Source organism: Blautia wexlerae DSM 19850, assembly GCF_025148125.1.
GTDB lineage: Bacteria > Bacillota > Clostridia > Lachnospirales > Lachnospiraceae > Blautia_A > Blautia_A wexlerae.
In genome coordinates this window covers 4,129,406-4,154,771 of the sequence record NZ_CP102267.1, presented here as the reverse complement: position 1 = coordinate 4,154,771, position 25,366 = coordinate 4,129,406, and the positions used below count along the sequence as shown (strand labels likewise).

Annotated in this window: 21 protein-coding genes; 18 read left to right on the top strand and 3 right to left on the bottom strand. The window is 39.5% G+C overall.

The genetic code is table 11. The features are described from left to right. Nucleotides 1-29 precede the first annotated feature (29 nt). From NQ550_RS19170 to NQ550_RS19145, 6 genes are all read left to right on the top strand, one after another. Complete coding sequence (locus NQ550_RS19170; protein ID WP_025580910.1) at nucleotides 30-1,811, top strand: sensor histidine kinase; 1,782 nt, start codon at nucleotides 30-32, stop codon at nucleotides 1,809-1,811. Further along, entirely contained in the window at nucleotides 1,793-3,310 is a 1,518-nt protein-coding gene (locus tag NQ550_RS19165) for a response regulator (RefSeq protein ID WP_025580913.1), read from the top strand. Before NQ550_RS19170 ends, NQ550_RS19165 begins: the two co-directional genes overlap by 19 nt. A gap of 98 nt (nucleotides 3,311-3,408) precedes the next feature. Continuing rightward, the gene (locus tag NQ550_RS19160) at nucleotides 3,409-5,418 is read left to right on the top strand and encodes an alpha-amylase family protein (protein ID WP_019163155.1); all 2,010 of its coding nucleotides are present in this window, start codon (nucleotides 3,409-3,411) and stop codon (nucleotides 5,416-5,418) included. A 23-nt stretch (nucleotides 5,419-5,441) separates the two neighbouring features. Beyond that, nucleotides 5,442-6,749 (top strand): extracellular solute-binding protein, encoded by a 1,308-nt coding sequence (locus NQ550_RS19155; RefSeq protein WP_025580915.1) that lies wholly within the window; start codon nucleotides 5,442-5,444, stop codon nucleotides 6,747-6,749. 75 nt (nucleotides 6,750-6,824) lie between these two features. Beyond that, nucleotides 6,825-7,721 (top strand): carbohydrate ABC transporter permease, encoded by an 897-nt coding sequence (locus tag NQ550_RS19150; protein WP_019163153.1) that lies wholly within the window; start codon nucleotides 6,825-6,827, stop codon nucleotides 7,719-7,721. Between the two features lie 12 nt (nucleotides 7,722-7,733). After that, the gene (locus NQ550_RS19145; RefSeq protein ID WP_019163152.1) at nucleotides 7,734-8,567 is read left to right on the top strand and encodes a carbohydrate ABC transporter permease; all 834 of its coding nucleotides are present in this window, start codon (nucleotides 7,734-7,736) and stop codon (nucleotides 8,565-8,567) included. Between the two features lie 69 nt (nucleotides 8,568-8,636). Here the strand turns inward: NQ550_RS19145 and NQ550_RS19140 are convergent, their stop codons facing one another. Further along, entirely contained in the window at nucleotides 8,637-9,860 is a 1,224-nt protein-coding gene (locus tag NQ550_RS19140; protein WP_259838489.1) for a dicarboxylate/amino acid:cation symporter, read from the bottom strand. A gap of 428 nt (nucleotides 9,861-10,288) precedes the next feature. On the opposite strand from NQ550_RS19140, the gene NQ550_RS19135 reads away from it, so the two are divergent. From NQ550_RS19135 to NQ550_RS19125, 3 genes are all read left to right on the top strand, one after another. Beyond that, on the top strand, nucleotides 10,289-10,672 hold the full coding sequence (locus NQ550_RS19135) for a DUF3783 domain-containing protein (protein ID WP_022380976.1): 384 nt from the start codon (nucleotides 10,289-10,291) through the stop codon (nucleotides 10,670-10,672). Nucleotides 10,673-10,700: 28 nt separating this feature from the next. Beyond that, nucleotides 10,701-11,822 carry a glycerate kinase family protein gene (locus NQ550_RS19130; RefSeq protein WP_025581049.1) on the top strand — a complete coding sequence of 374 codons (1,122 nt, stop codon included), beginning with the start codon at nucleotides 10,701-10,703 and terminating at the stop codon, nucleotides 11,820-11,822. Between the two features lie 188 nt (nucleotides 11,823-12,010). Continuing rightward, on the top strand, nucleotides 12,011-12,946 hold the full coding sequence (locus NQ550_RS19125) for a LysR family transcriptional regulator (protein WP_022380974.1): 936 nt from the start codon (nucleotides 12,011-12,013) through the stop codon (nucleotides 12,944-12,946). Between the two features lie 18 nt (nucleotides 12,947-12,964). Here NQ550_RS19125 and NQ550_RS19120 read toward each other — a convergent pair whose 3' ends face one another. Next, on the bottom strand, nucleotides 12,965-13,864 hold the full coding sequence (locus NQ550_RS19120) for an AraC family transcriptional regulator (protein ID WP_022380973.1): 900 nt from the start codon (nucleotides 13,862-13,864) through the stop codon (nucleotides 12,965-12,967). Nucleotides 13,865-14,267: 403 nt separating this feature from the next. On the opposite strand from NQ550_RS19120, the gene NQ550_RS19115 reads away from it, so the two are divergent. The 4 genes from NQ550_RS19115 to pduB all read left to right on the top strand — a co-directional run bounded on the left by NQ550_RS19115 (nucleotide 14,268) and on the right by pduB (nucleotide 18,728). After that, nucleotides 14,268-15,506 carry a galactokinase gene (locus tag NQ550_RS19115; protein ID WP_025581048.1) on the top strand — a complete coding sequence of 413 codons (1,239 nt, stop codon included), beginning with the start codon at nucleotides 14,268-14,270 and terminating at the stop codon, nucleotides 15,504-15,506. A gap of 569 nt (nucleotides 15,507-16,075) precedes the next feature. After that, nucleotides 16,076-16,678, top strand: coding sequence for a hypothetical protein (locus tag NQ550_RS19110; protein WP_173702528.1), 603 nt, complete (start codon nucleotides 16,076-16,078; stop codon nucleotides 16,676-16,678). Between the two features lie 122 nt (nucleotides 16,679-16,800). After that, nucleotides 16,801-17,643 carry an Rpn family recombination-promoting nuclease/putative transposase gene (locus NQ550_RS19105; protein WP_025581047.1) on the top strand — a complete coding sequence of 281 codons (843 nt, stop codon included), beginning with the start codon at nucleotides 16,801-16,803 and terminating at the stop codon, nucleotides 17,641-17,643. 368 nt (nucleotides 17,644-18,011) lie between these two features. After that, the gene (pduB, locus tag NQ550_RS19100) at nucleotides 18,012-18,728 is read left to right on the top strand and encodes a microcompartment protein PduB (protein WP_008705201.1); all 717 of its coding nucleotides are present in this window, start codon (nucleotides 18,012-18,014) and stop codon (nucleotides 18,726-18,728) included. 229 nt (nucleotides 18,729-18,957) lie between these two features. On the opposite strand, the gene NQ550_RS19095 is transcribed toward pduB, so the two are convergent. Then, complete coding sequence (locus tag NQ550_RS19095) at nucleotides 18,958-20,277, bottom strand: IS4 family transposase (RefSeq protein ID WP_118568905.1); 1,320 nt, start codon at nucleotides 20,275-20,277, stop codon at nucleotides 18,958-18,960. A 520-nt stretch (nucleotides 20,278-20,797) separates the two neighbouring features. Here NQ550_RS19095 and NQ550_RS19090 point away from each other — a divergent pair. The 5 genes from NQ550_RS19090 to NQ550_RS19070 all read left to right on the top strand — a co-directional run bounded on the left by NQ550_RS19090 (nucleotide 20,798) and on the right by NQ550_RS19070 (nucleotide 25,278). Next, nucleotides 20,798-21,286, top strand: a complete 489-nt coding sequence (locus NQ550_RS19090; RefSeq protein ID WP_008705200.1) for a DUF2798 domain-containing protein — start codon at nucleotides 20,798-20,800, stop codon at nucleotides 21,284-21,286. Nucleotides 21,287-21,488: 202 nt separating this feature from the next. Further along, nucleotides 21,489-22,487 carry a sulfate ABC transporter substrate-binding protein gene (locus tag NQ550_RS19085; protein ID WP_025580840.1) on the top strand — a complete coding sequence of 333 codons (999 nt, stop codon included), beginning with the start codon at nucleotides 21,489-21,491 and terminating at the stop codon, nucleotides 22,485-22,487. Between the two features lie 70 nt (nucleotides 22,488-22,557). Further along, on the top strand, nucleotides 22,558-23,394 hold the full coding sequence (gene cysT, locus NQ550_RS19080) for a sulfate ABC transporter permease subunit CysT (RefSeq protein ID WP_025580839.1): 837 nt from the start codon (nucleotides 22,558-22,560) through the stop codon (nucleotides 23,392-23,394). Then, nucleotides 23,394-24,218, top strand: a complete 825-nt coding sequence (gene cysW, locus NQ550_RS19075; protein ID WP_025580838.1) for a sulfate ABC transporter permease subunit CysW — start codon at nucleotides 23,394-23,396, stop codon at nucleotides 24,216-24,218. Before cysT ends, cysW begins: the two co-directional genes overlap by 1 nt. A 1-nt stretch (nucleotide 24,219) precedes the next feature. After that, nucleotides 24,220-25,278 carry a sulfate/molybdate ABC transporter ATP-binding protein gene (locus tag NQ550_RS19070; protein ID WP_025580837.1) on the top strand — a complete coding sequence of 353 codons (1,059 nt, stop codon included), beginning with the start codon at nucleotides 24,220-24,222 and terminating at the stop codon, nucleotides 25,276-25,278. Nucleotides 25,279-25,366 lie beyond the last annotated feature (88 nt).

Below are 25,366 nucleotides of genomic sequence, written 5' to 3'. Positions count from 1 at the left end.
TGTTGGATTAATAAGTGGGGGTGGTGCGAATGCGTAAAAAATATCATGAGCTGTCTTTGGCGAAAAAATTTTCTCTTACAAGTATTGGCTTCTTTTTTCTCACAATCCTTGTATTAACTGTATTGATTCAGTTTTTATACGAAAAATCAGTATTAAATATCACCAGCGAAAGCTATAAGGAAAAGTTTGAGATAGTGTCTGATAACAGTCAGAGTATATTAGAGAATTCGGGAAAGATAGCTAAGGTAATATTAACAGATGAAGCAATACAAAACTGGTTTTTACAGGATTCTGAGGAATCAGCAGATCAGTTAAAATATAAAATGCAGGTAGAGAAACGTCTGGATTATTTGGATGCATTGTATCCAGATAAACAGTATAGCAGTATTTCTGTTTTTGACTCATATGGACATATGGTAAATTCTAACAGTATTCGATCTGAGGCATCAAAATACGAACAGTTTTTTAACATAATAAAAGAGAATTATAACGTAAAATGGTTGGATTTATATGAAGTATCCCTGGGAGATTATGAGAAAAATGGAATTGGTTATATCAGATATTATAGAGATTACGATTCGGGACTTATTAAAGGATATGTTCTTATAGAATATCAGTCGCCACTTCTGATAAATAATTTTGCACATATCAGATATGGGGAGACAGGCAGTTATCTGATTGCTGATACAGATGGAAACAAAAAAATAGAAAATGATCAGGATGTATCAGGAAATATTTCGGAAGAAGAGTATTTTCAATGGGCTGAAGATAATAAAAAAGGAGGAAAAGTATTCAGGATTGACGGTAAAAGATATCTTGTGACAGCGTCAGTAATCCCTACACTGGATTGGCTTATGATTGGTCTGACACCAGTGAATGAACTTACAAAAGCCGGGAAAGCGATGACACAGATTATTTATGTAGTAGGAATTATTGCTGCTTTAATCAGCACATTTTTCAGCCTGAGGGTTTCTCACAGTGTAACAAAGCCTTTGATATATTTGACAGATACCATGAAAAAATTTGGAAAAGGAGATCTTTCTGTACGTGTTCCTGTATTGTATGAGGATGAAATTGGAATATTATCGGAAGAGTTTAATAAGATGTCTGAACAAATCAGGCAGCTGGTTGATCAGGTATATAGAGAGCAACGGGCAAAAAGAAAATCTGAGCTTGCAGCACTTCAGGCACAGATTAATCCACATTTCTTATATAATACATTGAATAGTGTAAGTTCGCTTATCAAAATGAATTGTCCGGATGAAGCATTTATCATGATTCAGGCGATTGGTACATTTTATAGAACTTCACTTAGCGATGGAAAAACATTAATACCGCTGGAACAGGAAATAACAAATATAGAGAATTATATAAAAATACAGAAAGTCAGATATGGAAATAAAATAGAATATGAGATTGATATAGAAAATGAAATTTTGCAGGAGTGGATTGTAAAACTGACACTTCAGCCATTGATAGAAAATTCTATATATCATGGTATAAAGGAAATGAGGGGAAAAGGAATTATCCGAATCAAAGGATGGAAAGAGAAGAATAAGGTTTTTATTCAGGTGTCAGATAATGGGCTTGGAATTCCAGAAGAAAAATTAGAAGAACTGTTTAGTAAAGATTACAGAGAAAAAGGCTCAGCATTTGGATTATTTAATATTCAACAAAGATTGCAGATTTATTTTGGAAAAGAATATGGTCTTACAGTAGAAAGTAAACTGAGTCAGGGAACGAAGGCAACAGTGTGCATTCCTGTAGATTTTAAGAGAGAAGAGGATAGAAAATGCGGGTATTCCTTGTAGATGATGAATTTTTGCAGAGAGCGTTAGTGAAAAAAACAGTTGACTGGAATAGTCTGGGTATGGAAATATGCGGAGAAGCAGAAGACGGAGAAGAAGCATTAAAGAAAATTTTGGAAGAAAAGCCGGATATTTTAATTATGGATATTAATATTCCATATATGAATGGAATTGAAGTATCTAAAAAAGTAAAGGTTATTTTTCCAGAAATACAAGTAATTATATTGACCGCTTATGGTGAATTTGAATATGCAAGGGAGGCACTTTCTTTTGGAGCAGTCAGTTTTGTGCTGAAACCGTTGGACCCTGAAGAATTAACAAAAGAGCTTCAGAAGTGTAAAGAAAAACTGGAACATATTTATAGACAGAAATCTTCTGTAAAGAAAATGCAAAAGGATCAGTTTCTTTTAGAACAGCTTTCAGGTATGGTACCTTCTGAAAATCAGCAGAGTAAATGGGAGGAAATGAAGATTCCGTTTGATAAACCATTATCAGTGGCCTTGATTAGACCTGAAAATAAACAACAGAATAACAAAATGGCAGAAGAAATGGAAGAAATAATCCAGGATTATTTTCCGGTATATGAAATGATTTCTATGAACCAAGGATATGCTTTTATTCTATTTGGAGAAGAGAATATGGAATATCAGATTCAGCTTCTCTGTACTTATATGCAGGAAATTATGAATAGTAAAAGGAACTGGAATGGAGGAATCAGCAGGGTATTTTCAGACATCAGAGAATTGAAAGCGGCCTATCAGGAGGCATATTCTGCAGCCAGAAAAGGAAAAACAGAACAGAAAATTCTGATTTACGAGCCAGTAGATATGTTTCAATTTATACGATCATCGTTATATGATTCGGAAGTATTTTTGTATTATATCAGAAAAAATGAATATGAAATGCTTACAAAAGAGATAGGTGAAATGTTTATTCAAATGGAAGAACAGAATGTCCTTTCTGACACAGCAGTATATATATCTACGGATATTCTGATCCATATTTGTCTGTATATGTCTGAACTGGGAGTTGATTTTTCTTTAGTTGTGGAAAAAGAACAGAGACAATTAACAGGATTGCAGAATAATGGTGGAATTGAAGAAATTAGAAGTGTATTAATGTGTATATTGGAAAAATGCCGCATATGTGCAGCAGAAAATAAACTTCCTGCAACAAAGAAAAAAGTAAATGATGCAGCAGATTTTATTGATAGTAATTATAGTAGGATTGATATGAGCTTGAATCTGGTAGCAGATACAATTGGGGTGAATGCGAGTTATCTAAGTAATATATTTAAAAAAGAAAAAGGATGTTCATTAAGTAAGTATTTGACTCAGACACGTCTGGAACAGGCAAAGAAATATCTTACAGAGTATCCGGATAAAACACTTATAGAAATTGCAGAGTCAATAGGATACAGTGACGTTTATTATTTTAGCAAGAATTTTAAAAAGTATTATGGTATTTCTCCGTCTAAGTACCAGGAAGAGAGAAAAATGTAATTATCCAAAATATTTCCCAGACGTCCAAAGAATCTACATTCACGTAATAGCACAAAAATGGTAATCTTGTCTCATCAAAAGACAGGAGGTAAAAGGAAATGGCTGAAAAGGAAATTCCATTTCGACAAATTCATCTGGATTTTCACACCAGTGAAGCCATTGAGGGGGTCTGCTCAGAATTTGATGCGGAAGAGTTTGCCCAGACTCTTGCGGATGCGCACGTGAATTCTATTACTTTGTTTTCTTGTGGACATCACGGAAATTTATATTATGATTCCAAAATGTTTCCGGAAATGGTCCATCCTCATCTGGCACACAGAGATTTGTTGAGAGAACAGGCTGAAGCCTGCAGAAAACGAGGAATACAGGTAAACCTTTATACAACCATTCGCTGGAACAAGAGAATCGCAGATATGCATCCGGAATGGATCTGTATTGATGAAAACGGAGCACTTCAGGACTATAAGGGAAAGGGGTATTTTGAGGCTGGTTTTTATAAAAACCTTTGTGTAAATACACCGTATCGTGATTTCCTGAAAAAGCAGTTCGGAGAAGTTCTGGAAACGATTCCGGGAGATGGAGTATGGTATGATGCAGCTTTTATGAATGAATGCTGCTGTCCATCCTGCCAGAAACTTATGCGGGAAAAAGGTCTGAATCCTGCAAAAAAGGAAGACCGTCAGGAATTTGCAAGGTGGACTTATTATGATATGGTCGAAGATCTGACCGCATTTGCAAAAAAATATAATCCAGATTTTCATGTCTGCTATAACAAAGGACATGTTGGATATCTCGATAAACCAGTGATAAAGGATTATTCGTATTTTTCTTTTGAATCTCTTCCGGGAGTAGAATGGGGATATCTTGATTTTCCTGTTTCTGCTAAATATATGAGGAATTTTGGAAAAGAGTGTCTTGGACTGACAAGCAGATTCCACACAGAATGGGGCGATTTTCATGCATTTCGTAATGAGGCAGCTATGGAATATGAAGTATTTTCCATGCTTTCCCATGGATGCAAATGTACGATTGGTGACCAGATGGATTACTGGGGAAAATTGAATAAGGATATGTATCAGCAGATCGGAAGGGTTTATAAATCTGTAGAAGAAAAAGAACCCTGGTGTGAGAATGCAAAACCAGTATCTGAAATTGGTGTTTTTACAGCAGAAGAATTTTATGCTACAGGCGTAGCAGGACAGATTCCAGGTGCATCTGAAGGTGTGGCAAGACTTCTGATGGAATATGGATATCAGTTTGATTTTATTGACAGTACTTCTGATTTTGGAAAATACAGGTTGTTAATTTTACCGGATGTAATTCCTGTAGATGAAATATTAGGCCGGAAACTGAGTGCTTATATAAATGCAGGAGGCAAATTACTGGCAAGTTATCAGTCTGGTCTTGACAAAGATCACCAGAAATTTATGATCTCAGAACTGGCAGTAAAATATCTTGGAGATGCACCATATAGTCCGGATTTTATATGGCCGAAAGAACATCTGGCAAAGGGTCTTGCAGATGCAGAACATGTAATGTATGACAAAGGAACACTTGTAGAAGCGACAGATGAGGCTCAGTTTGTCCAGAAAGTAATCCCGCCGGTATTTAATCGTACATATGAACATTTTTGTTCTCATCTTCATTCTCCATCAGGAAGAAAAGAAGTATATCCTGGTATTGTGGAAACAGAAAATACAGCGTATTTTATTCATCCGATTTTTACAACATATCAGAACTGGGCACCTGCATGGTATAAAAAGATCCTGAGAAATGAATTAGACAGAATGCTTCCGAATCCGCTGATTCAGCATAATGGACCATCAACAACACAAGTTACAGTGTTAGATCAGGAACAAGAGAACAGAAGAATTGTACATGTACTTCATTATGTACCGGTGAAGAAATGTAAAAATCTTGAGATTGTTGATGATATTATTCCTTTATATAATCTTAAGATTACTATGACAGAAGAACGTGAAGTAGAGAAAATTTATACAATACCCGATAAACAGGAAGTTCCATTTGTACAGGATGGAAAAAAACTTGAATTTACTCTAAAAGAGATTAAGGGACATCAGATGACTGCTGTTTGTTACAAAAATTAGTAAGGAAAAGAGGAGGTTTTTATATGAAGACAGGGAAAAAAGTTTTAGGGGCTGTATTAGCGGCAGCAATGGCATTATCATCTATTACACCGGTATTTGCAGCAGATAAAGTTAAGATTACATTTATGAGCCGTGACAGTGGTGATACACCTATGGCAAAGGTTTATGAAGACCAGATTGCAGCATTTATGGAAGAAAATCCTGATATTGAAGTTCAGAACGATTCTGTTTATGAGGAATCTGCTTATAACAATAAACTGAAAGTTGCATTATCTACAGGAGAAACACCAAATATCTTTTATTATCCGGCAATTGCCGGCCTGAAAGAATGGGCACAGAATGGAGTTCTGTTGGATCTGACAGATTCACTTAACGAAGATGAAGAATGGAAGAACACGTTCCTGGATGGAGCATTAGATACATATGATCTGAGTGCTTATGGAGTGGATGGAATCTATGCATTGCCAAATGAACTGAATGTGGATGCTATTTTCTACAATAAGGCTTTATTTGAAAAAGCCGGTATTGAGAAAACTCCAGAAACAATGGATGAACTGTATGAGGATATTGATAAGCTGGTTGCTGCCGGAATTACTCCGTTTGGAGTAGGCGGAAAGAATACCTGGGTTATGGGACATATCTTTAATAATATTCTTGCTAAAAGAATCGGAAGAGATGGCATTATAAAATTGGGTACTGGCGAGAAAAAATGGACGGATGATGATGTAGTAGAATGCCTGCAGATTACAAAAGATTTAAAAGATAAAGGTGCTTTTGCAGAGGGATTTGAAGGAATGGATTATAATACTCAGATGAATCAGTTCCTCACCGGAGAAGTAGCAATGATTTCTCACAGCAGCCCTATCATTCCTGAAATGTTTAATTCTGAATCAGAAATTTTGGATGATATTTCATTCTTTGCATTCCCATACTTTGAAGATAAACCAGAGTATAAAGATACACATGTAGTATATACTTCCGGATGGATGCTTTCAGGAACTATGAGTGATGAGGAAAAAGAGGCAACTCTAAAACTGGTGAAATATATGACATCTAAAGAGTCTATTCAGGAACGTATGAATGCAGCGATGAGAGTTGCTCCATATAAAGATATTGATGCACCGGAAGACGCACCGCAGATTTTCAAAGATATGGTTGAATATACAGGTACTATTACAGATTCTGTAGGAGAATATTTTGACTATGATACCTGCTCTACATTAGTAGATACTTCAAGAAATGGAATTTTGAACATGATGCTGTCTGATTCCGCTGAGAATACAGCACAGACTATTCAGGCAGATATTGATGCAAACCGTCCACAGAGCTGACAGATAAAGCAAAAGGAAGGGGGGAGAGCACCCTTCCTTTTGTTTACTCAAAAATAGAAAAGAGGAGGGGTTATTTTGGAAAAAATAAGGAAAAATAAGAAAGTTATTGCGGTATTTTTGATACCTGCAGTATTGATCTATCTTTGTTTTGAATTGATACCTGTAGTTATGTCTGTCTATTTTTCATTTAATGACTGGCCTGGGCTTCAGGCGGTGCCGCTTAAATTTGTAGGATTTAAGAATTATAGTAATCTGTTCCATAATGCAGTTTTTCTTAAGTCGTTGCAGAATGTTCTTATTTACGTTGTTGTAAGTGTTATTTTGCAGGTTCCTATTGGATTTGGACTTGGATTACTGATCCATCATTTCAAAAAAGGACAGAGATTTTTTAAAGCTGCATTTTTTATTCCTATGATTTTATCAGTGACAGCAGTAGCATTGTTATGGAATTTTATTTATTTTCCTACTGACAAGGGAATTCTGAATAGTCTTCTTATTAAAATTGGACTTGGAAATTATATTCAGCAGTGGCTGGTTAATCCTAAAACTTCTTTGATATGTCTGATTGTTGTCAGTACATGGACCAGTGTAGGATATTATATGATCATTTGTTTGGCTGGTCTTACTTCTATACCGGATTCTGTTTTGGAAGCAGGAGAATTAGATGGAGCAACTGGCTGGAAAAAGATTTGGAATCTTTATATTCCAATGCTTTGGGAACCATTAAAAATGTCTACGATCATGGTAATCACTGGAGTATTAAAGATTTTTGATACTGTATACATTCTGACACCTACAGGAGGAACCAGTAACTGTACTATTGTACCAGCACTTTTAATGTATAATGAAGCTTATAGATATGGTCATTATGGAACTGGAAGTGCGATTGCTACGGTCATCTTTGTATTAAGTGCTGCTGTTTCTATTTTTAGTTTGAAACTTATGAATCAGAAAGAATCCATAGAATATTAGGGGGGATAGATCATGAAAACAAAAAAACATTCCGCAGGGTATTATATAGGATTTCTGATATTTATTATAGTTGCTTTGATCAATATTTATCCGATGGTATTTTCAATCTTCTGTTCTTTTAAAGGAAATTTGGAAATATTTTCATCATTTACTGCTTTACCTAAGAAATTACGGATAGAAAATTATTTAACTGCATGGAATGTGGGAAATATAGGAAGATATTTTTTGAATACAATTATTCTTGCAGTTGGAACTCTTGCGATATCAGGTCTTTTTGGAGCAATGGCATCGTATGTTCTGGCAAAATTTAAGTTTCGCGGAAAATCAAAAATATATTTACTGTTTATTTCAGGAATGATGATTCCTATTCAGGCGGTATTAATTCCGTTGTCTTATATTTTTGGAAAACTTGGAATTATGAATAATTATCCGGTATTGATTTTGCTTTATGCGGCGTTTTGTTTTCCAATGACAATTTTGATTCTTACTGGATTTATGAATGGAATTCCGACAGAATTAGAAGAAGCGATGGTAATTGATGGAGCAAATATTTATCAAGTATTTTTTAAGATGATTTTGCCACTGTCAGTTCCGGGAATTGTAAGTGTTTCAATTTTTAATTTTATACAGGTATGGAATAACCTGTTGTTTCCTCTTATTTTTATTTCTGATAAAGATAAAGGTACTATTTCTATGGGACTTCTTGCATTTTTTGGAGAATACAGTACAGATTATAGTTCCAGCATGGCAGGAATTTGTCTTACAACCATTCCGGTAATTATTGCGTATATTTTCTTCCAGGAAAAAATAGAGAATGGTTTAATGAGCGGAGCTGTTAAAGGGTGATAAAAAAGTTGTTGTACTTTTCATTTCCAATATGAAAAGATACAACAACTTTTTTGTATTCCTTATGTATTAATCCTCAAGCTTAATTTTCTCTTTCAGAACTACACAGCCTGCCATATCGCCAATAACGTTAACGCAGGTAGCACCCATATCGCAGAGTGTATTGATACTGATATAAACACCCATAACACCTGCCGGCAGGCCTGCCATAGTTGCGAGGGCTGCGAAGGATGCGATGGCACCGCCCGGGATTCCCGGGGTTCCTACTGACAGGAGTACGTTTGCCAGAAGGATTATGATCATCATGGAAATTCTTACGTTAATTCCGCATGCATTGGCGAAGAACATGATCATGAATGACATTAGGATGGATACGGCATCCATGTTTACAGTAGCGCCAAGAGGAATGGCAATACTTGTGATCTTGTTGGATACGCCCATTTCGTCTTCCATACGCTGTTTACTGATCGGAATGGTCGCTGAACTGGAACAGGTTCCGAATGCGTTCAGAGCTGCAGGAAGCATTGCTTTGAAGAATTTCACAGGGCTTTCTTTGCCGATGAATTTCACGGAGCCGCCGTAAATGACCAGGGCAAATCCGAAGAATGCCACATACAGGATGATCAGCTGAGTTGCCAGTGAAATGATGGTTTCTGTACCGTTGGCTTCTACAACAGGAACGATAGTACAGAATACACCGATAGGTGTGAAGTACATAACTGTGCTGATGACTTTCAGACAGACTTCGTTACAGGAATTGATGACTTTCAGAAGTGCAGTACCCTTTTCGCCGATGGCGATAAGTGTGAAGCCTACGATGACTGCGAATACAAGTACCTGAAGCATATTTCCGTTTGCGAAAGCTGCAACCGGATTGGATGGGACTAAGTTTTTGATGGTGTCCAGAATGCTGGTCATCTCAGTTGCCTGGATGTCGGAAGTTGCCATCTCGAATTTAACACCCTCACCGAGATGGATCAGTCGCGGGATGATCAGTCCTGCCAGGCTGGCAAGTGCTGTGGTGCACAGGAAAAAGATCATGGCACCGGCTGTGATCTTGCCGGTTGTGCGGGCATTACCGATGCTGGAGATACCCATGATAATGGAACAGAAGACCAGTGGAAAGATCATCATGTTCAGGGCATTCATGTAAATGCTTCCGATAAGGCTTGTGACGGTAAGAACCGGTTCGAACCGGTTTGCCAGAAACAGACCGGTAATGATACCCAGGATCAGTCCGGTAAAGATTGCTGCGGTAATATGTTTTTTATACCACGAATAGAATTTTTTCATTTGTTCCCTCCTCTTTATTTTCGCTTCCTGATATGGAAAAATAACACGACAATACTTTACCACAATAATGTGTGAATTACAATATTTCCCGCTGTTTTCTTATTTGAGTGGGAGTGTTTCCGAAATGCTCAAGGAACATCCTGCGAAATAGTTTGTAATTGATAAAGCCATGCCGCTTCAAATTGTAACACAGAAAAACAGGCATCGATGAAACAGATATCGAAGCCTGTTTTTTTGCGTTGCCGGAAATTATTTTATAATATTCCTGTGACATAAAAAGTCCTATGCAGGCTATTATGATTGTCAGGTGCGGGTGAAGAGGGTATAATAGTTGTAATTATTTAACCAAATCAAGGAAAACCCTGCTTCAATTGTAAAGAGCAATAAGTAGTAGGTGGGGACTTACTTGTATCAGAAGGAGTGTTTATATGAAACCAACTATTTTATTAATAAATTTTCAGGATCAGCAGAAGCTTCGCAAGTTAAAGATGGCATTACTGCCTTTTAAGATTCGTTTAAAAACTGTAGAAACTCAGGACTATAGTCAGCCAATCGGATATCTGGCAGGAGTGAAAGAGATTTCTCAGGTACAGATTCCATCAGCGCTGATCCCTCAGGAGCAGATGGAGAAGGAAATGCTGATTCTTGCAGGAATCACGGGGAATCTGTTTGACCAGGTGCTCTATACCTTGCGGAAAGCAGGTACACCTGTGGATTACAAGGCGGTTCTGACGGAGCATAATCAGAACTGGAACTGTATGCAGCTTTATAAAGAACTGGAGAAAGAACATAATATGTATCACCCGTCTTAAATAATAGAAATAGTTGGAGGTTTTGGCTATGAAGGTTGTAGTTGCAGTTGATTCATTTAAGGGAAGTATGACTTCCATGGAAGCAGGAATGGCTGTCAAAGCAGGTATTCTTGCAGCAAAAAAGGACGCAGAAGTGATCGTAAAACCTCTGGCTGACGGTGGAGAGGGAACTACGGATGCGCTGATCGAAGGTCTGAAGGGAGAACGTGTGGATGTGACAGTTACAGGTCCTTATCATGAGCCGGTTCAGGCATATTATGGATATCTCAGGGAAAGTAATACCGCAGTCATGGAAATGGCAACAGCAGCAGGTATCACACTTTCAGATAAGAAGGAGCCTATGACCGCTACCACCTATGGAGTGGGAGAACTGATCTTTCATGCAATCGGCAGAGGTATCCGCAACTTCATTATCGGTATTGGCGGAAGCGCCACTAATGACGGTGGAGTGGGAATGCTGAGAGCCTTTGGATATAAATTTCTGGATGAAAAGGGAGAAGATGTAGGGGAAGGTGGACAGGCACTTGCAAGGATTGCATCTGTAGAAATTTCAGACAAGAAGGAACTTCTTTCCCAGTGTAATTTCAGGATTGCCTGTGATGTGACCAATCCTCTCTGCGGTTCTCAGGGAGCTACATATATCTATGGACCGCAGAAGGGAGTTACCCCCGATATCCTTCCGGTTCTGGATGCAGGCATGAAAAACTATGCAGAGGTTACTGCCAAAGTGATTGGTAAAGATAACCAGAATGCAGCTGGTGCAGGTGCGGCAGGCGGACTTGGATTTGCATTTCTGAATTATCTGGATGGAAAGCTGACACCGGGAATACAGCTTATTCTGGATGCTGTCCATATAGAGGATGAGATGAAGGATGCAGATGTGGTTGTGACAGGGGAAGGTCGTCTGGATCATCAGACTGCCATGGGAAAAGCCCCGGTGGGCGTTGCGAAGCTTGGCAGGAAATATGGCGCAAAAATCATTGCATTTGCAGGAAGTGTTACGAAGGAGGCAGTTGCCTGCAATGAAGCAGGAATAGATGCTTTCTTTCCAATTGTACGCGGAATTTCCACGCTGGAAGAAGCAATGGATCCGGACACTGCAAAAGCAAATATGGCTGCAACTGCAGAGCAGGTATTCAGACTGTTGTAATTATTTTTTATAAAAAATCTTCTGAAGCAGATAGGAAATCGATTTGATATGTCTGCACAGGAGATTTTTGTTTGCAGAAATTGCAATGTTGAGAAACTTCAGATGATATAGTAAAATTATTACAGCCAGAGAAAATACTTTGAAAAAAGTTGATTAAAAGATCTAAGGATATGTAAGGGAGAGACAACATGACACTAACACAGATGAATTATATCATCACAATTTCCGAAACTGGTTCATTAAATAAAGCTGCGGAGGCGTTGTATATTTCCCAGCCTTCTCTGACCAATGCAGTGAAGGAGCTTGAGAAGGAGCTTGGAATCATTATATTCAACCGTAGCGGTCGTGGTGTGACACTGACCAATGACGGGACAGAATTTCTGATGTATGCCCGTCAGATATACGGACAGTATGAAAGTGTGGTTGAGAAATACAGTGAGGGTGGTTCCTATAAGAAGAAATTTGGCGTTTCCACCCAGCATTATTCTTTTGCAGTGAAAGCATTCGTGGATATGGTGCAGAAGTTTGATGTGTCGGAATATGAATTTGCCATCAGGGAGACAAAGACTGCAGATGTGATCAGTGACGTCAGCACCATGAAAAGCGAGGTGGGAGTACTTTATCTCAGTGATTTCAACAGAAAGGCACTGCTAAAGCTTCTCCACTCTGCGAATCTGGAGTTTCATCATTTGATTGACTGTCAGGCATATGTATATTTGTGGAAAAATCATCCACTGGCAAATGAGAAATCCATCAGCTACAGCCAGCTGGCTAAATACCCCTGCTTGTCCTTCGAACAGGGAGATAAGAGCAGTTTTTATCTGTCAGAGGAGATTCTGTCTACCAATGAATATTCCAGAACAGTTAAGGCTTCAGACCGGGCGACTATGCTGAATCTGATGGTAGGACTCAATGGCTACACCCTGTGTTCCGGAATCATCTGCGAGGAGCTGAATGGCAGTGACTATCTGGCAATTCCCTTCGAAGGGGATGAGCAGAACCAGAACAGCGACATGGAGATTGGCTATATTACCAGAAAGAATTCAATCCTCAGTAAGGTGGGGAATCTGTATGTCTCTTCATTGAAGAAATACCTAGAGCAGAATACTGTTTCTGTGGAGTAATATAACCTGTATATAATCTCACATATCTTTCCGTATATTCTGCTTCCTGTATTTCTGCGGGCTGCAGCCCTTTACTCTGGAGAATACCTTGGCATAGTAGTTGGAGTCTGTGAAGCCGGATTTCTGGGCGACTTCCATGATGCTGTCGTCGGAGCTGAGGAGAAATTCAAGGCTCCGTTCCACCCGGTATTCCTGCAGAAATGTAAACAGGGATACGTTCATGTATCTCTTGAATAACCGGCTGCATTCGCTCTCGCAGAGGTGGATTTCCTCTGCGATATCTTTCATCTGGATTTTGTTCATGTAATTGTGTTCCAGATAATCCATGATTTCACGCATACGGTTGCGTTCCAGTTTGCTGTGTTCCGTATAGGGGAGGTTCTCCGGAAGATTCTGCAGCATACAGCGCCACAGCTTTTGCAGAGTTCCGGTGATATCCAGTTCGTAAAATTCCTTTTTCTCTTCATACAGAGTTATGATTTCTCTCACATATTCGGAAAAAATTTCATGCCAGGGCTGCGAATAGTCAATGTAGACTGCAGGAAGGGAGAAATTGTGTAAAAATGGCTCCACATATTTCCTGCGCAGGATACTTCCGTAGGAACCATAGATAATCTTTGGCAGAAAAGTGATGGAGACATATTTGCCGTCTTTCATATCTTCCATGAAGCCTGCGTGGAGTACATTGGCATTTCCCAGAAGGATATCTCCTGCTTTCATGTGGTAGGTACACTGGTTTACTTTATAGAGAATCTGTCCATCCAGGACAAGGGTGATTTCTATCTCAGGATGCCAGTGCCAGAGAAAGGAGCCGGATTTGTAGCCGGAAAGTTTCTCATAGCTTACCAGCAGCGGAAATTCATCACTGCCATGTTTCTTCAGTTCTTTCTGTGAGCCGTCGGTTATGATCTCTGCCATTATATATGCGTCCTCCATTGAGAATATATGATGATCTTTAATTATCCTATCTTATAGCAATTCCGGAAAATATTGCAGACAACCTGCTGCATCAGAGAAAGACCGTTATGCGGAATTGCTGTTGATGACTTATATAATATATTGTACACTTATATAGATATAAACGCAAGATTTTACTATTTTCCCCTTAGATTATCAAGGAATTTTATGACACAGCAGGGTATACTTTAATTCAAGAGTGTAGCTGATAAGGCTGCTCCCAAACTTTCATACACATATTCCCGTCTGCCGCTGGTTTTCACACCTGCACTGCCACTGTAAACCGTGAAAATTGTCAGTACATAGTACTCATAAAACTATGTATCAGCGGTCAGACCGGAAAAATGAACGGAGGATTTTTACAATGAATATTCCAAATAAAAATGAATTGACACGTATTTACGGCGAAGCAGAGAAATCAGCAGCACGTTTTCAGGCTGTAGCTGATCATTTCGCAGAAATTTACCATCATGATATAGCAGAATTTTTTACAGCACCGGGAAGAACAGAGATCATCGGAAACCATACAGATCATAATGGCGGTCGCGTAATCGCAGGCAGTATTGACATGGATACCATCGGTGCAGCTTACCCGAACAACAGCAGTGTTATCCGTATCACAAGTGAAGGATATGATAAGGAAGTTGTCGTAGACATCAATGATCTTGCCAGCGTACCGAAGGCTCAGGGAACCGTATCTCTGGTAGCAGGTATGGTGGAAGCTATTCAGAAATTCGGTTTTAAAGTAGCCGGTTTTGATGCTTATGTGACCACAAATGTAATCCGCGCAGCAGGTGTAAGCTCTTCTGCATCTTTCGAAATGCTGGTATGTTCCATCATTAATTATTTCTTTAATGATGGTGCAATGACATACATCAACTATGCAAAAGCAGGACAGTATGCTGAGAATGTTTACTGGCTGAAGGCTTCCGGATTAATGGATCAGCTTGCATGTGCAGTTGGCGGACCGATCCTTCTGGACTTCTCAGACAGAGAGAATCCAAAATATGAGAAAGTAAACTTCTCTTTCCATGATTATGATCATCATCTTGTAATCGTTAATACAGGAAAAGGTCATGCTGATTTAAGTGAAGAATACTCTGAGATCCCTATGGAAATGAAAGAAGCAGCCAAGGCAGCAGGAGCAGAGCTTCTCTGTGAGACAACTCTTGACAAAGTGCTTGCAAATATGGATAAGATCGATAATGACAGAGCAATCTTAAGAGCGATTCATTTCTTCAAAGAGAACGAACGTGTAGAGAGAGCTGCAAAAGCAGTTGAAGAGAAAGATGGTGAGACTGTACTGAAGCTACTCAGTGAATCAGGAAAATCTTCCTGGGAATTACTTCAGAACTGCTATCCGATCAAAGCATATACAGAGCAGAAGATTTCTGTTGCGCTTGCTCTTACAGATCTCTTCCTTGAGAAACTGGGCAAAGGTATCTGCCGTATCCATGGAGGCGGATTTGCCGGTGTTATCATGTGCGTAGTGCCGGAAGAAGAAACAGAGAACTATGTTTCCTATATTTCTGAATTTGCCGGAAAAGAGAACGTATATCCAATGAATATCCGCGCAGTAGGTGCAGTACATATTGAAAAGTAAATATGCCGTAAAAGGTGTTACTGAACATAAAATTATGAGCAGCCAGCGAAGCGGATTGTGAATATCTGTTTGACAAATATTGAGTTAAATGTTATCAGGAAAAACAGGCAGCAGTAAGGTGGATTGGATTGACATACACTTTACTGCTGTTTTTTTGATGGAAGTTTCCTGTTTTGCTTTTCAATGCAAAATTCCTGTATTATAATTGTGATAATGTATAATTATGATAAGGATATATGGTGATTTTTTGTAGATAATGCATTTTGTATCTGTTTATCAGAATGTGAAATTTACAGGAATTGCTACAGAATTATCAGGTATCTAACCGAATAAACTGCGGAGCAGTTATTCGATGTAGAGCCGCATAACAAAGCGGATGATTTTTATCCGCTTGACATGAGGGGGAAGGAATAATGAAAAAAAGGTGGACAATGCGGAGGGCACTGCTTGTTCTGTGCATTGCAAGTGTAGTGTTCGCACTTCTTCTGCAGACATTTCTGTTTCATCAGTCTCTGCGCAGATAGATTCGGGCAGAAAGCATTTCAGATCATGAGATTTCTCTGAATAAAATGCAGACAGATTTGTCTAATTTTATCCACACAATACACTTGGACCTGACTACGAGAGTAAATTTAGTCCAAAACCTTTTGAAGACTAAAGAACTTCCAGTTGGATTCAAAAAGAAACTTAATGAATTTGCTGCTCTTTTATCGATCACACGTTCCAATGTTCACCTTGTGACCGTGAAAAAGCAAAAATACTACGTGTATCGATATGAGGGAAAACTCAATGGTATTGAAAATGCCGTAGTTCTTTTATGTTATCCGGAAAAAGCATTTGGAAATCCCAAAGCACTACAGGCCTTTCTCAGCACAGACGTCTCACTGTCAGTGGACGAAACACTGTCTTATTATGCTGGCCGGTGGCCGATATATTTTTTCGCCAGTGTAAGAATAAACTGGCACTGGACAGCTACCAGATACGTTCTGCGCAGGGGATCCGAAGATATTGGCTGCTCATGTCAATGGCACCTTGTATGTGTGTGGCAGGGACCGGTGAATTCTGTTCTTTTGAAAAAGGCTACCACCGAATTGGAAGCATTATCCAGACAGAAAAGTATCAGTATCTCTTCCGATGTGCAAAAGAAAGTAATGATTTTGATGCATTTATGAAGTTAGCGGGATAATGTTGTGCAATTTTTATAAAGTTTTGTCGAAAAGTTCTTCTTGCTGAACCTATCTTTCTGCGGTATACTAAGCCCGAAGAGTTCTTCTGCTTCGGAAAGGACAGAAGAATGGAAACTAGAAAATTCAAAGATCTGACAATACGGGATGCGTTTATGTTTGCAGCAGTGATGTCTGATCCGGAAATCTGTCGAAGAGTGCTGGAACTGGCATTGGGAATTCCGATTTCGGAAGTACACATTCAGACAGAGAAAACCATGGCATATCATTCAGAATATCATGGGGTTCGTCTGGATGTTTATGCTGCAGATGCTGACAGAACACGTTTCAATGTGGAGATGCAGGTTACTTTACAGAGATTTCTTCCGAAAAGAAGTCGATATTATCATGACCAGATAGACATGGATGCATTACTTGCGGGTGATTCCTATGAGAATCTTCCGGATACTTATGTTATTTTTATCTGTGATTTTGATCCATTCGGTGATGGATTGTATCGTTATTCAACAGGTATGGTCTGTGAAGAAACGGGAAAATCTGTAAGTGATGGTGTGAAAACTATTTATCTCAATGCACATGGAAGGAACAGAGAGGATATTCCAGAAGAATTACTGCAGTTTCTGGATTATGTAAAAAATACCGGGCGAACAGAAGGGATTTCAACGACAGATTCATTTGTCAGACATCTGCAGGACAGTATTGATAAGATCAAGCAGAATCGTGGGATGGAGGAAAGATATATGCTGTTAGAGGAAATGATGAGGAATGAAAAACGGGAAGGAAATACAGAAGGAAAACAGGAATTTCTTCTTACTGCGCTTGAATTCAAATTTTCAGTTCCGTCTGAGTTAAAAGAGAAAATCATGTCCGAAACAGATATTGAAAAACTTAACCTGTGGTTCCAGCTTTCGCTTAAAGTGTCTTCTCTTGAAGAGTTTGAACAAAATATGTGAAGGTTCTGAAGTATTTCTTAAAACCGGTAGTTATTTTTACCGGAAAATTTGCACGTATCTATAAATTCTAAGCCCATATCGGGCAATCTATCAGAAACTTGTTATTATTAATGTAGTGGGAAACAGAAGGACTCTTTTGCTATAAGTCAGGCAGATATTCATAATCTCCGCAGGGGAGAAAAAGTCGCAGAAATCTAAGGAATGTGCATGATCTAACTTTACGGTAAAATGGTTTCATGTTATCATTATTTTATGGAATTGCTATAAGAAAAAACGCGCAGAAAGTTGTTGCCTGACTCAGAGAGCGGTATACGGAAGATACCCATTAACAGAGTAAATACAGGAAAAAGAACGGGAGAGGATTTCAAATGATAGATGTACACAAGATAAGTACAAACTGTACAAGAAATGAATTTGTAGGAACCGCAGTTCTGGATACGATCGGGCTTGTGATTTCAGGGATTGATGATACTTTGCTGGAGACTATGAACGTAGGAATGAAGTATCGCTGTCTGGGATTGTTCAGCTCCCGTACAGGTGCTGCAGGGCAGATCACTGCTATCGATGATGCGGTGAAAGCAACCAACACAGAGGTTCTTTCCATAGAATTGCCGAGGGATACCAAGGGATGGGGTGGTCATGGAAACTATATTGTTCTTGGGGGAACTGATGTCTCGGATGTTCGCCATGCCATATCTATGGCTTTGGAACTTACGAATAAATATGCAGGTGAACTCTATATCAGCGAGAGTGGACATCTGGAATTTGCCTATTCAGCCAGTGCAGGACAGGCTCTGAATAAAGCATTCGGAGTACCGGTTGGAGAAGCCTTTGGGTTTATGGCGGGTTCTCCGGCTGCAATAGGGCTTGTGATGGCAGATACTGCGATGAAATCAGCGCCTCTTTCCATTGCGAAATATATGACGCCGAATAAGGGAACCAGCCATTCCAATGAAGTGATCCTGGCAGTTTCCGGAGATGCCAGTGCTGCTAAGACAGCGGTATTAAATGCCAGACAGACAGGTCTGGAGCTTCTGATCGGAATGGGCAGTTATCCGGAGATACCGGGGATCCCGTATTTGTAGAGATAAACTTTGTTCGTTACTGTTCACTCCCAATGTCATTAACTTAAGCAATTTGCTAATACTGCATTGATGAAAATATCAGCAGAAGGATTTGATTATGATAAAAAAGGGGATATTGAGGGATTAAGATACAATGTTTTACTGAAATTTGGGTATAACAAAAAGACAAAATCAATATTTAACATTGAAATTTGTCTAAAGATGAAATATAGTAATATATGAGTTAATGCTAATGTCTATAACAAAAACTCATCGGAAGTTTAAACCTATGCTGGCGGGCAAAGGTTCTTCCAGGTCTGATCGGCTCAATATTTTGAGCGATCAGACCTTCTACATTTATCTTTGTTATCCCATCGTGAATCCTTAAAAAATCCCTGCATGTTTTAAGCGCGGATGAATAATTCGCCTGATATTCATAAGCACGATCTTCCCGATCAATAGTTACATTTATGATTATGCTGGAACTGAAATTATATAGAATAACTCTTGCCCATACTTCCTGCACAATATAATCATATTTTTTTGAGTGAAACGCTTTCAGACACAGGGAATATTTTAAATCTCGGAAAGAGTTTTCCTCCTGCCATCTCAGATGATAAAGAGCTTTGAAATCTTCAGCTTTAAACTCTTCTTCTGGAAGATTCGTAGCAATGTTTTCATAAGAGCCATCATCAAGCTGTACGCGTAACAAACGTAAAGCAAGGTCATATTCCGTTCTTTGATCATTGAGATAATCCATCGGAGCATTCTGATAAATGTATCGGTATGAAGAGAATAGTTCAGGTCTGGAATATTTGCTTACAGCTTTAGACCTCGTCAGTATAAGAGAGATATCTTCATCAAAAGCTGGCAGGGTATCAACCGGATATCCCATCATTCCGGAAGCTCTTTTATCGTTACATCGGATAAGGAAGTACTGCCCCTTTTCAATCACATGGGCAAAGTTGTTGTAAGAAGTATAACCTCTGTCCCCAAAGAAAATGACTTTGTAGTGTTCATGGATATCTGCAGAATCAACCATGGAACAAAAAGCAGAATACTCATTTCGCTTTCGGGCAGGCTGGACTAAAATATCAGTAAAACGCTTATCAAGTAAAGAAAACATAGCATTGATATGGATCTGGTTAAATCCTCTGGTAGATTTACCATTTGGTTCAAAATAGGTATCCTTATCTTCAGGGTTAAGGAAAATATCACAGGAAGAACCATCGCAGGCCCAGAATTCATATTTACCGTTATATAGTTTTTTAGGAAGTTTCCTGTTAAAAGCAAGAAGAAGATTCCGAAAAGCATCTTCCCTGATCTTTTTACGCTGTCTGTAAAAAGCCGCTTTGGAAGGTGCATCGATAGTACGTCCGAAAAAACGGTACAGTTCTTCCCTGATACAGTCAGCTTCCATAGTCAGAAACATCAGCATATAATCTTTAAAACCAAGTTTTCTGTTTCTGATAAAATCAACTCCGGGTTTGACAGCATATTTTTCCGGTGTTTTGGAAAGATCATTGATAGCAGCAAGTAAAATAGCTTTGATAGAATCTGAATAGTTCATAAATAAATACTCCTTTGATTAAGTAATTAAAAATAACAGTGCCTAATTAAAGGGCGTTATTACTGATTGATCAGTAATAACGCCGCATATTGAGGAGTATTTGTCAAGTAATATTTTAGGAAATATCAAGCAGGTATCAGAGAGAGCATTGCCCGTTTAACAAGCAACAATCTCTTAAGTTAATGACATTGGTTCACTCCGTTCACAGTAACGTAGCCAAAATTCATTCCAGATTGCCTGCGGCAATGGAATTTTGGCTTGTATGTCTCGGGATTTTGGCATATTCATGCCAAAACACCTCGCGGGACAGTGGTGTGTGAACAGTAACCTTTGTTTCCTGATTCACACTGCAGGTACTGAAAAAATCCTTGACTTTTTTTAAAACAGTCCGTATAATAACCAACGGTAAATTTAAGAAACAGATATTTGGTATTATTGGAAACGGTACATCCTCCTGGATGGTTATGAACAACACAAATCTCTAATTGATGTTATTCATACTATCTAAGGAGGATTTTTTATGCCTAAAAACAAGTTTCAGGAAGTTATTTTTACAATTATCATGGTGTTTGTAATGGTTTATGCCATGATCTGCTACAACATTGTACTGAACACAGGGACAATGACAAATGAGACATTTCTGTTAGCTTTTCATGAATTAACATTTATGGGACCGATTGCATTTATTCTTGATTTCTTTATCATCGGTGGTCTTGCAAAGAAGATTGCATTTGGTATTGTGGATATGAGAAGAGATAATCCGTTCCACCTTGTACTTGCAATCTCAGCAGTATCCGTTGCATTTATGTGTCCATGTATGAGCTTTGCGGCAACTGTGCTGATCAAACATGCACCGGCAAGTCAGATCATTCCCACATGGCTCCAGACAACAGCAATGAACTTCCCGATGGCATTCTTCTGGCAGATCTTTTATGCCGGACCATTCGTAAGATTTATTTTCGGAAAGCTTTTCCCGGAGAAAGAAAAGGCAGCAGCTTCTGCCGAATAAAAAATATGTAATTTTGACTGCAGCATTCTGTATTTCAGGATGCTGCTTTTTTTGTGTTCTTATCTACACAACATAAATTGTACTTATTTTAATACACTATTGACAAATTCTGTCATTTCTTGTAATATCATATAAAACATATCGAATAACTATGAAAAGTAGAGAATGCAAAAAACTACTGGTACTTTAAAGGAGATGAAACATGATCAGAAAATTATTTGCCTTTGGTCTTGCAGTTGTACTGGCCCTGATGCCGGTACAGGCTTTTGGAAAAACGGTGTCTGTCACCAATGTTTCCTATGATCCTACCAGAGAGATGTTTGAACAGTATAATAAAATATTTGAAGACCACTGGAAGGAGAAGACGGGGGAAGATGTGGAAGTGATACAGTCCCATGGCGGTTCAGGGAAACAGGCACTTGAGGTAGCCAATGGTCTGGATGCAGATGTGGTAACCCTGGCACTGGAATATGATATTGAGTCTATTGAAAACGCAGGGCTGATCAAGGCAGGATGGAAAGATAAATTTGACAATGACAGTTCTCCTTATACATCCACTATCGTATTTCTGGTGAAGAAAGGAAATCCCAGGGATATCAAAGACTGGGACGATCTGACGAAAAAAGGAGTGGGAGTAGTAACACCAAATCCGAAAACCTCCGGCGGTGCCAGATGGAACTACATGGCAGCGTGGGCTTACGCAGATAAAAAGTATGGTGGCGATGAAGCACAGATGAAGGAATTTATCAAGAAACTTTACCGGAATGTGGTGGTTCTTGACTCAGGCGCAAGAGGCGCAACGACCTCTTTCGTGGAGAACGGACAAGGAGATGTGCTGGTTGCGTGGGAAAATGAAGCTTATCTATCCATGCGGGATTATCCGGATGAGTATGAGATTGTTACTCCAAGCGTAAGTATTCTGGCACAGCCTTCTGTGGCGGTGGTAGATGAAGTGGTGGATTACAGAAATACAAGAGATGTGGCAACTGAGTATTTGAATTATTTGTATTCCGACGAAGCACAGGAGATCGCAGCAGAGAATTATTTCCGCCCCACTAATGAGAAAATCCTGAAGAAGCACAGTGATACGTTTGATCTGAATATAAATCTGGCAAATATCAGTGATTATGGCGGATGGGATAAAGTGCAGGAGAAACATTTCACAGATGGCGGAATTTTCGATCAGATTTATGAGAGATAAAGGAAGACAAGATGAAGCAAGAGCATAAGCACAGACAGAATATATGAGACAGGAGAGGTGGTAATTGATTATGAAAAAAAGAAATAAATCGGTGATTCCAGGGTTTGGGCTCTCCATGGGAATTACCATTTCCATATTGAGTCTGGTAGTTCTGATTCCCCTGGCAAGTCTGGTGGTCTACACAGCGAAGCTGAGTTTTAAAGATTTTATCGAAACCATCACAAGAGCCAGAGTGCTGGCATCCTTTTATACCAGTTTTGTATGTGCTTTTGCAGCAGCAGTAATAAATGGAATTATGGGAACTGTTCTTGCGTGGGTGCTTGTGAAATATGATTTTCCGGGCAAGAGACTTATGGATGGGATGATCGAACTTCCCTTTGCTCTTCCCACAGCGGTAGCAGGTATTGCACTGACATCCCTGACCTCAGATTCCGGAATTGTAGGCAGCTTTTTTGCAGGATTCGGTATCAAGATTGCATACACAAGAATCGGCATTACAGTGGCCATGATATTTGTAGGGATACCGTTCGTTGTGCGAAGTGTACAGCCGGTTCTGGAAAAGATGGATAATTCTTACAGCGAGGCAGCAGGAGTGTTGGGAGCAAAGAAAACAACTATCTTCTGGAAGGTCATTTTTCCGGAACTGAAGCCCGCAATCTTTGCAGGGACCGGACTTGCGTTCGGAAGATGTCTGGGTGAATATGGAAGTGTTGTATTTATCGCAGGAAATAAACCCTATTATACAGAAATCACACCGCTGGTTATTATGTCAGAGCTTCAGGAATTTGATTATTCAAGTGCAACGGCAATCGCACTTGTGATGTTGGCAGTTTCATTTTTTATTCTGTTCCTTAACAGTATGATACAGCAGAGAAATGCAAGAATTTTAAGAGGAGGAAATGCCTGATGGACAACAATGAAAAGACTTCGGAGAAAATTACAAAATGTCTGCTTGTCGGGATCAGTGTTCTGTTTCTGGCAGTCATGCTCCTTCTTCCTCTGATCACTGTGATCACAGAAGCATTGCGGAGCGGATGGAAGGTCTATGCAGCTGCAGTGACAGATGAGTACACCATCAAAGCACTTCTTCTTACAGTGAAGGCAACACTCTTTGCAGTTGTTTTTAACACTGTTTTTGGTGTTTTTGCAGCCTGGGCACTGACGAAGTTTCAGTTCAGGGGTAAAAAGCTTCTCACTACCCTGATCGATCTTCCGGTTACTATTTCCCCTGTTATTGCAGGTTTGATCTTTCTTCTGATTTTCGGACGACAGAGTCCTGTTTACTTTTTTCTCATGAAGTTAGGGATGAAAGTTGTATTCTCTGTACCGGGAATCATTATTGCAACTGTATTTGTAACCTTTCCTTTTATTTCCAGAGAACTGATTCCGGTTCTGGAAGCAGAAGGAAGCGATGAGGAGGAAGCGGCAGCCCTGATGGGAGCAGGTGGATGGACCATTTTCTGGAAGATCACATTCCCTCATATCAAATGGGCATTACTGTATGGAGTTGTGCTCTGTACGGCAAGAGCAATGGGAGAGTTTGGAGCGGTATCTGTACTTTCCGGACATTTAAGAGGAAAGACCAATACACTTCCTCTTCATGTAGAGATTTTGTTTAATGAGTTTCAGTATGTTCCGGCGTTTGCCGTATCTTCACTGCTTGTGATCATGGCGGTTATCATTCTGGTAGTCAGAAGCCTGATTGAATATAAAGGAAAGAAGGAAGCCTGATATGTATGTAGAGTTAAAAAATATCAATAAGACATATGGTTCTTACCAGGCATCAAGGAATGTGAATTTCGGAATTGAGAAAGGTAAACTGATTGGTCTGTTGGGACCAAGCGGAAGCGGAAAAACAACTATTCTTCGAATGATCGCAGGTCTGGAAACCCCGGACAGCGGAGAGGTCATTATTGATGGAAAAGTGGTAAATGATGTTCCGGCCAGTCAGCGTGGGATTGGATTTGTATTTCAGAATTATGCGTTGTTTCGCTATATGACAGTTTATGACAACGTTGCATTTGGTTTGAAGGTTCAGAAGGCTGATAAGAAGAAAATTGATGCCAGAGTCAGAGAGTTGATCAAACTGGTGGGGCTGGAAGGACTGGAAAAAAGATATCCAAGCCAGTTATCCGGCGGTCAGAGGCAAAGGGTGGCATTTGCCAGAGCCCTTGCTCCAAATCCCCAGGTGCTGCTTCTGGATGAGCCCTTTGCAGCCATTGATGCAAAAATCCGTCAGGAACTGCGAAGCTGGTTAAAAGAGATGATCGGGAAGCTGGGAATTACCAGTATTTTCGTTACTCATGATCAGGATGAGGCCATTGAAGTAGCAGATGAGATTATTATCACTAATGCAGGACGGATCGAACAGAAAGGAACTCCTATAGGGGTTTATAGAAATCCTGAGACAGCTTTTGCAGCGTCCTTCTTCGGACAGCCATCTGTGTTGAAAGATGCGGATGATTTCCATACCTTTGCTCAGGCAGAAGGAGCAGACAAGATCATTGTCCGCCCGGAATTTGTAAAAATCTCCAAACTGGATGAGGTGGAGAAGTTCAAAACTTCCGTATCCCGGGGAGTGGTTGAACGGGTTTCTTTCAGGGGAGATAATCTGGAACTTCAGGTGAGAGTCAACAATTCCGTAGTAACTGCCAGAAGAAGTCTGGAGAAAGCAGATATCCGGGAAGGTGAGACTGTGAATGTATTCCTTTACAGGATTTTTGCACTGAGAGGTGACAGTGTACAGCTGATCGAAAATGAGGCTGTAAGGGATGACTTTGTAATTATCTGACAGCGGTGGCTGCGGCGACTGACGACAATGAAGAAATAAGAAATTCAGACGCAAGACTGATCGGGAAATCAACTTGTTGGCACACTGG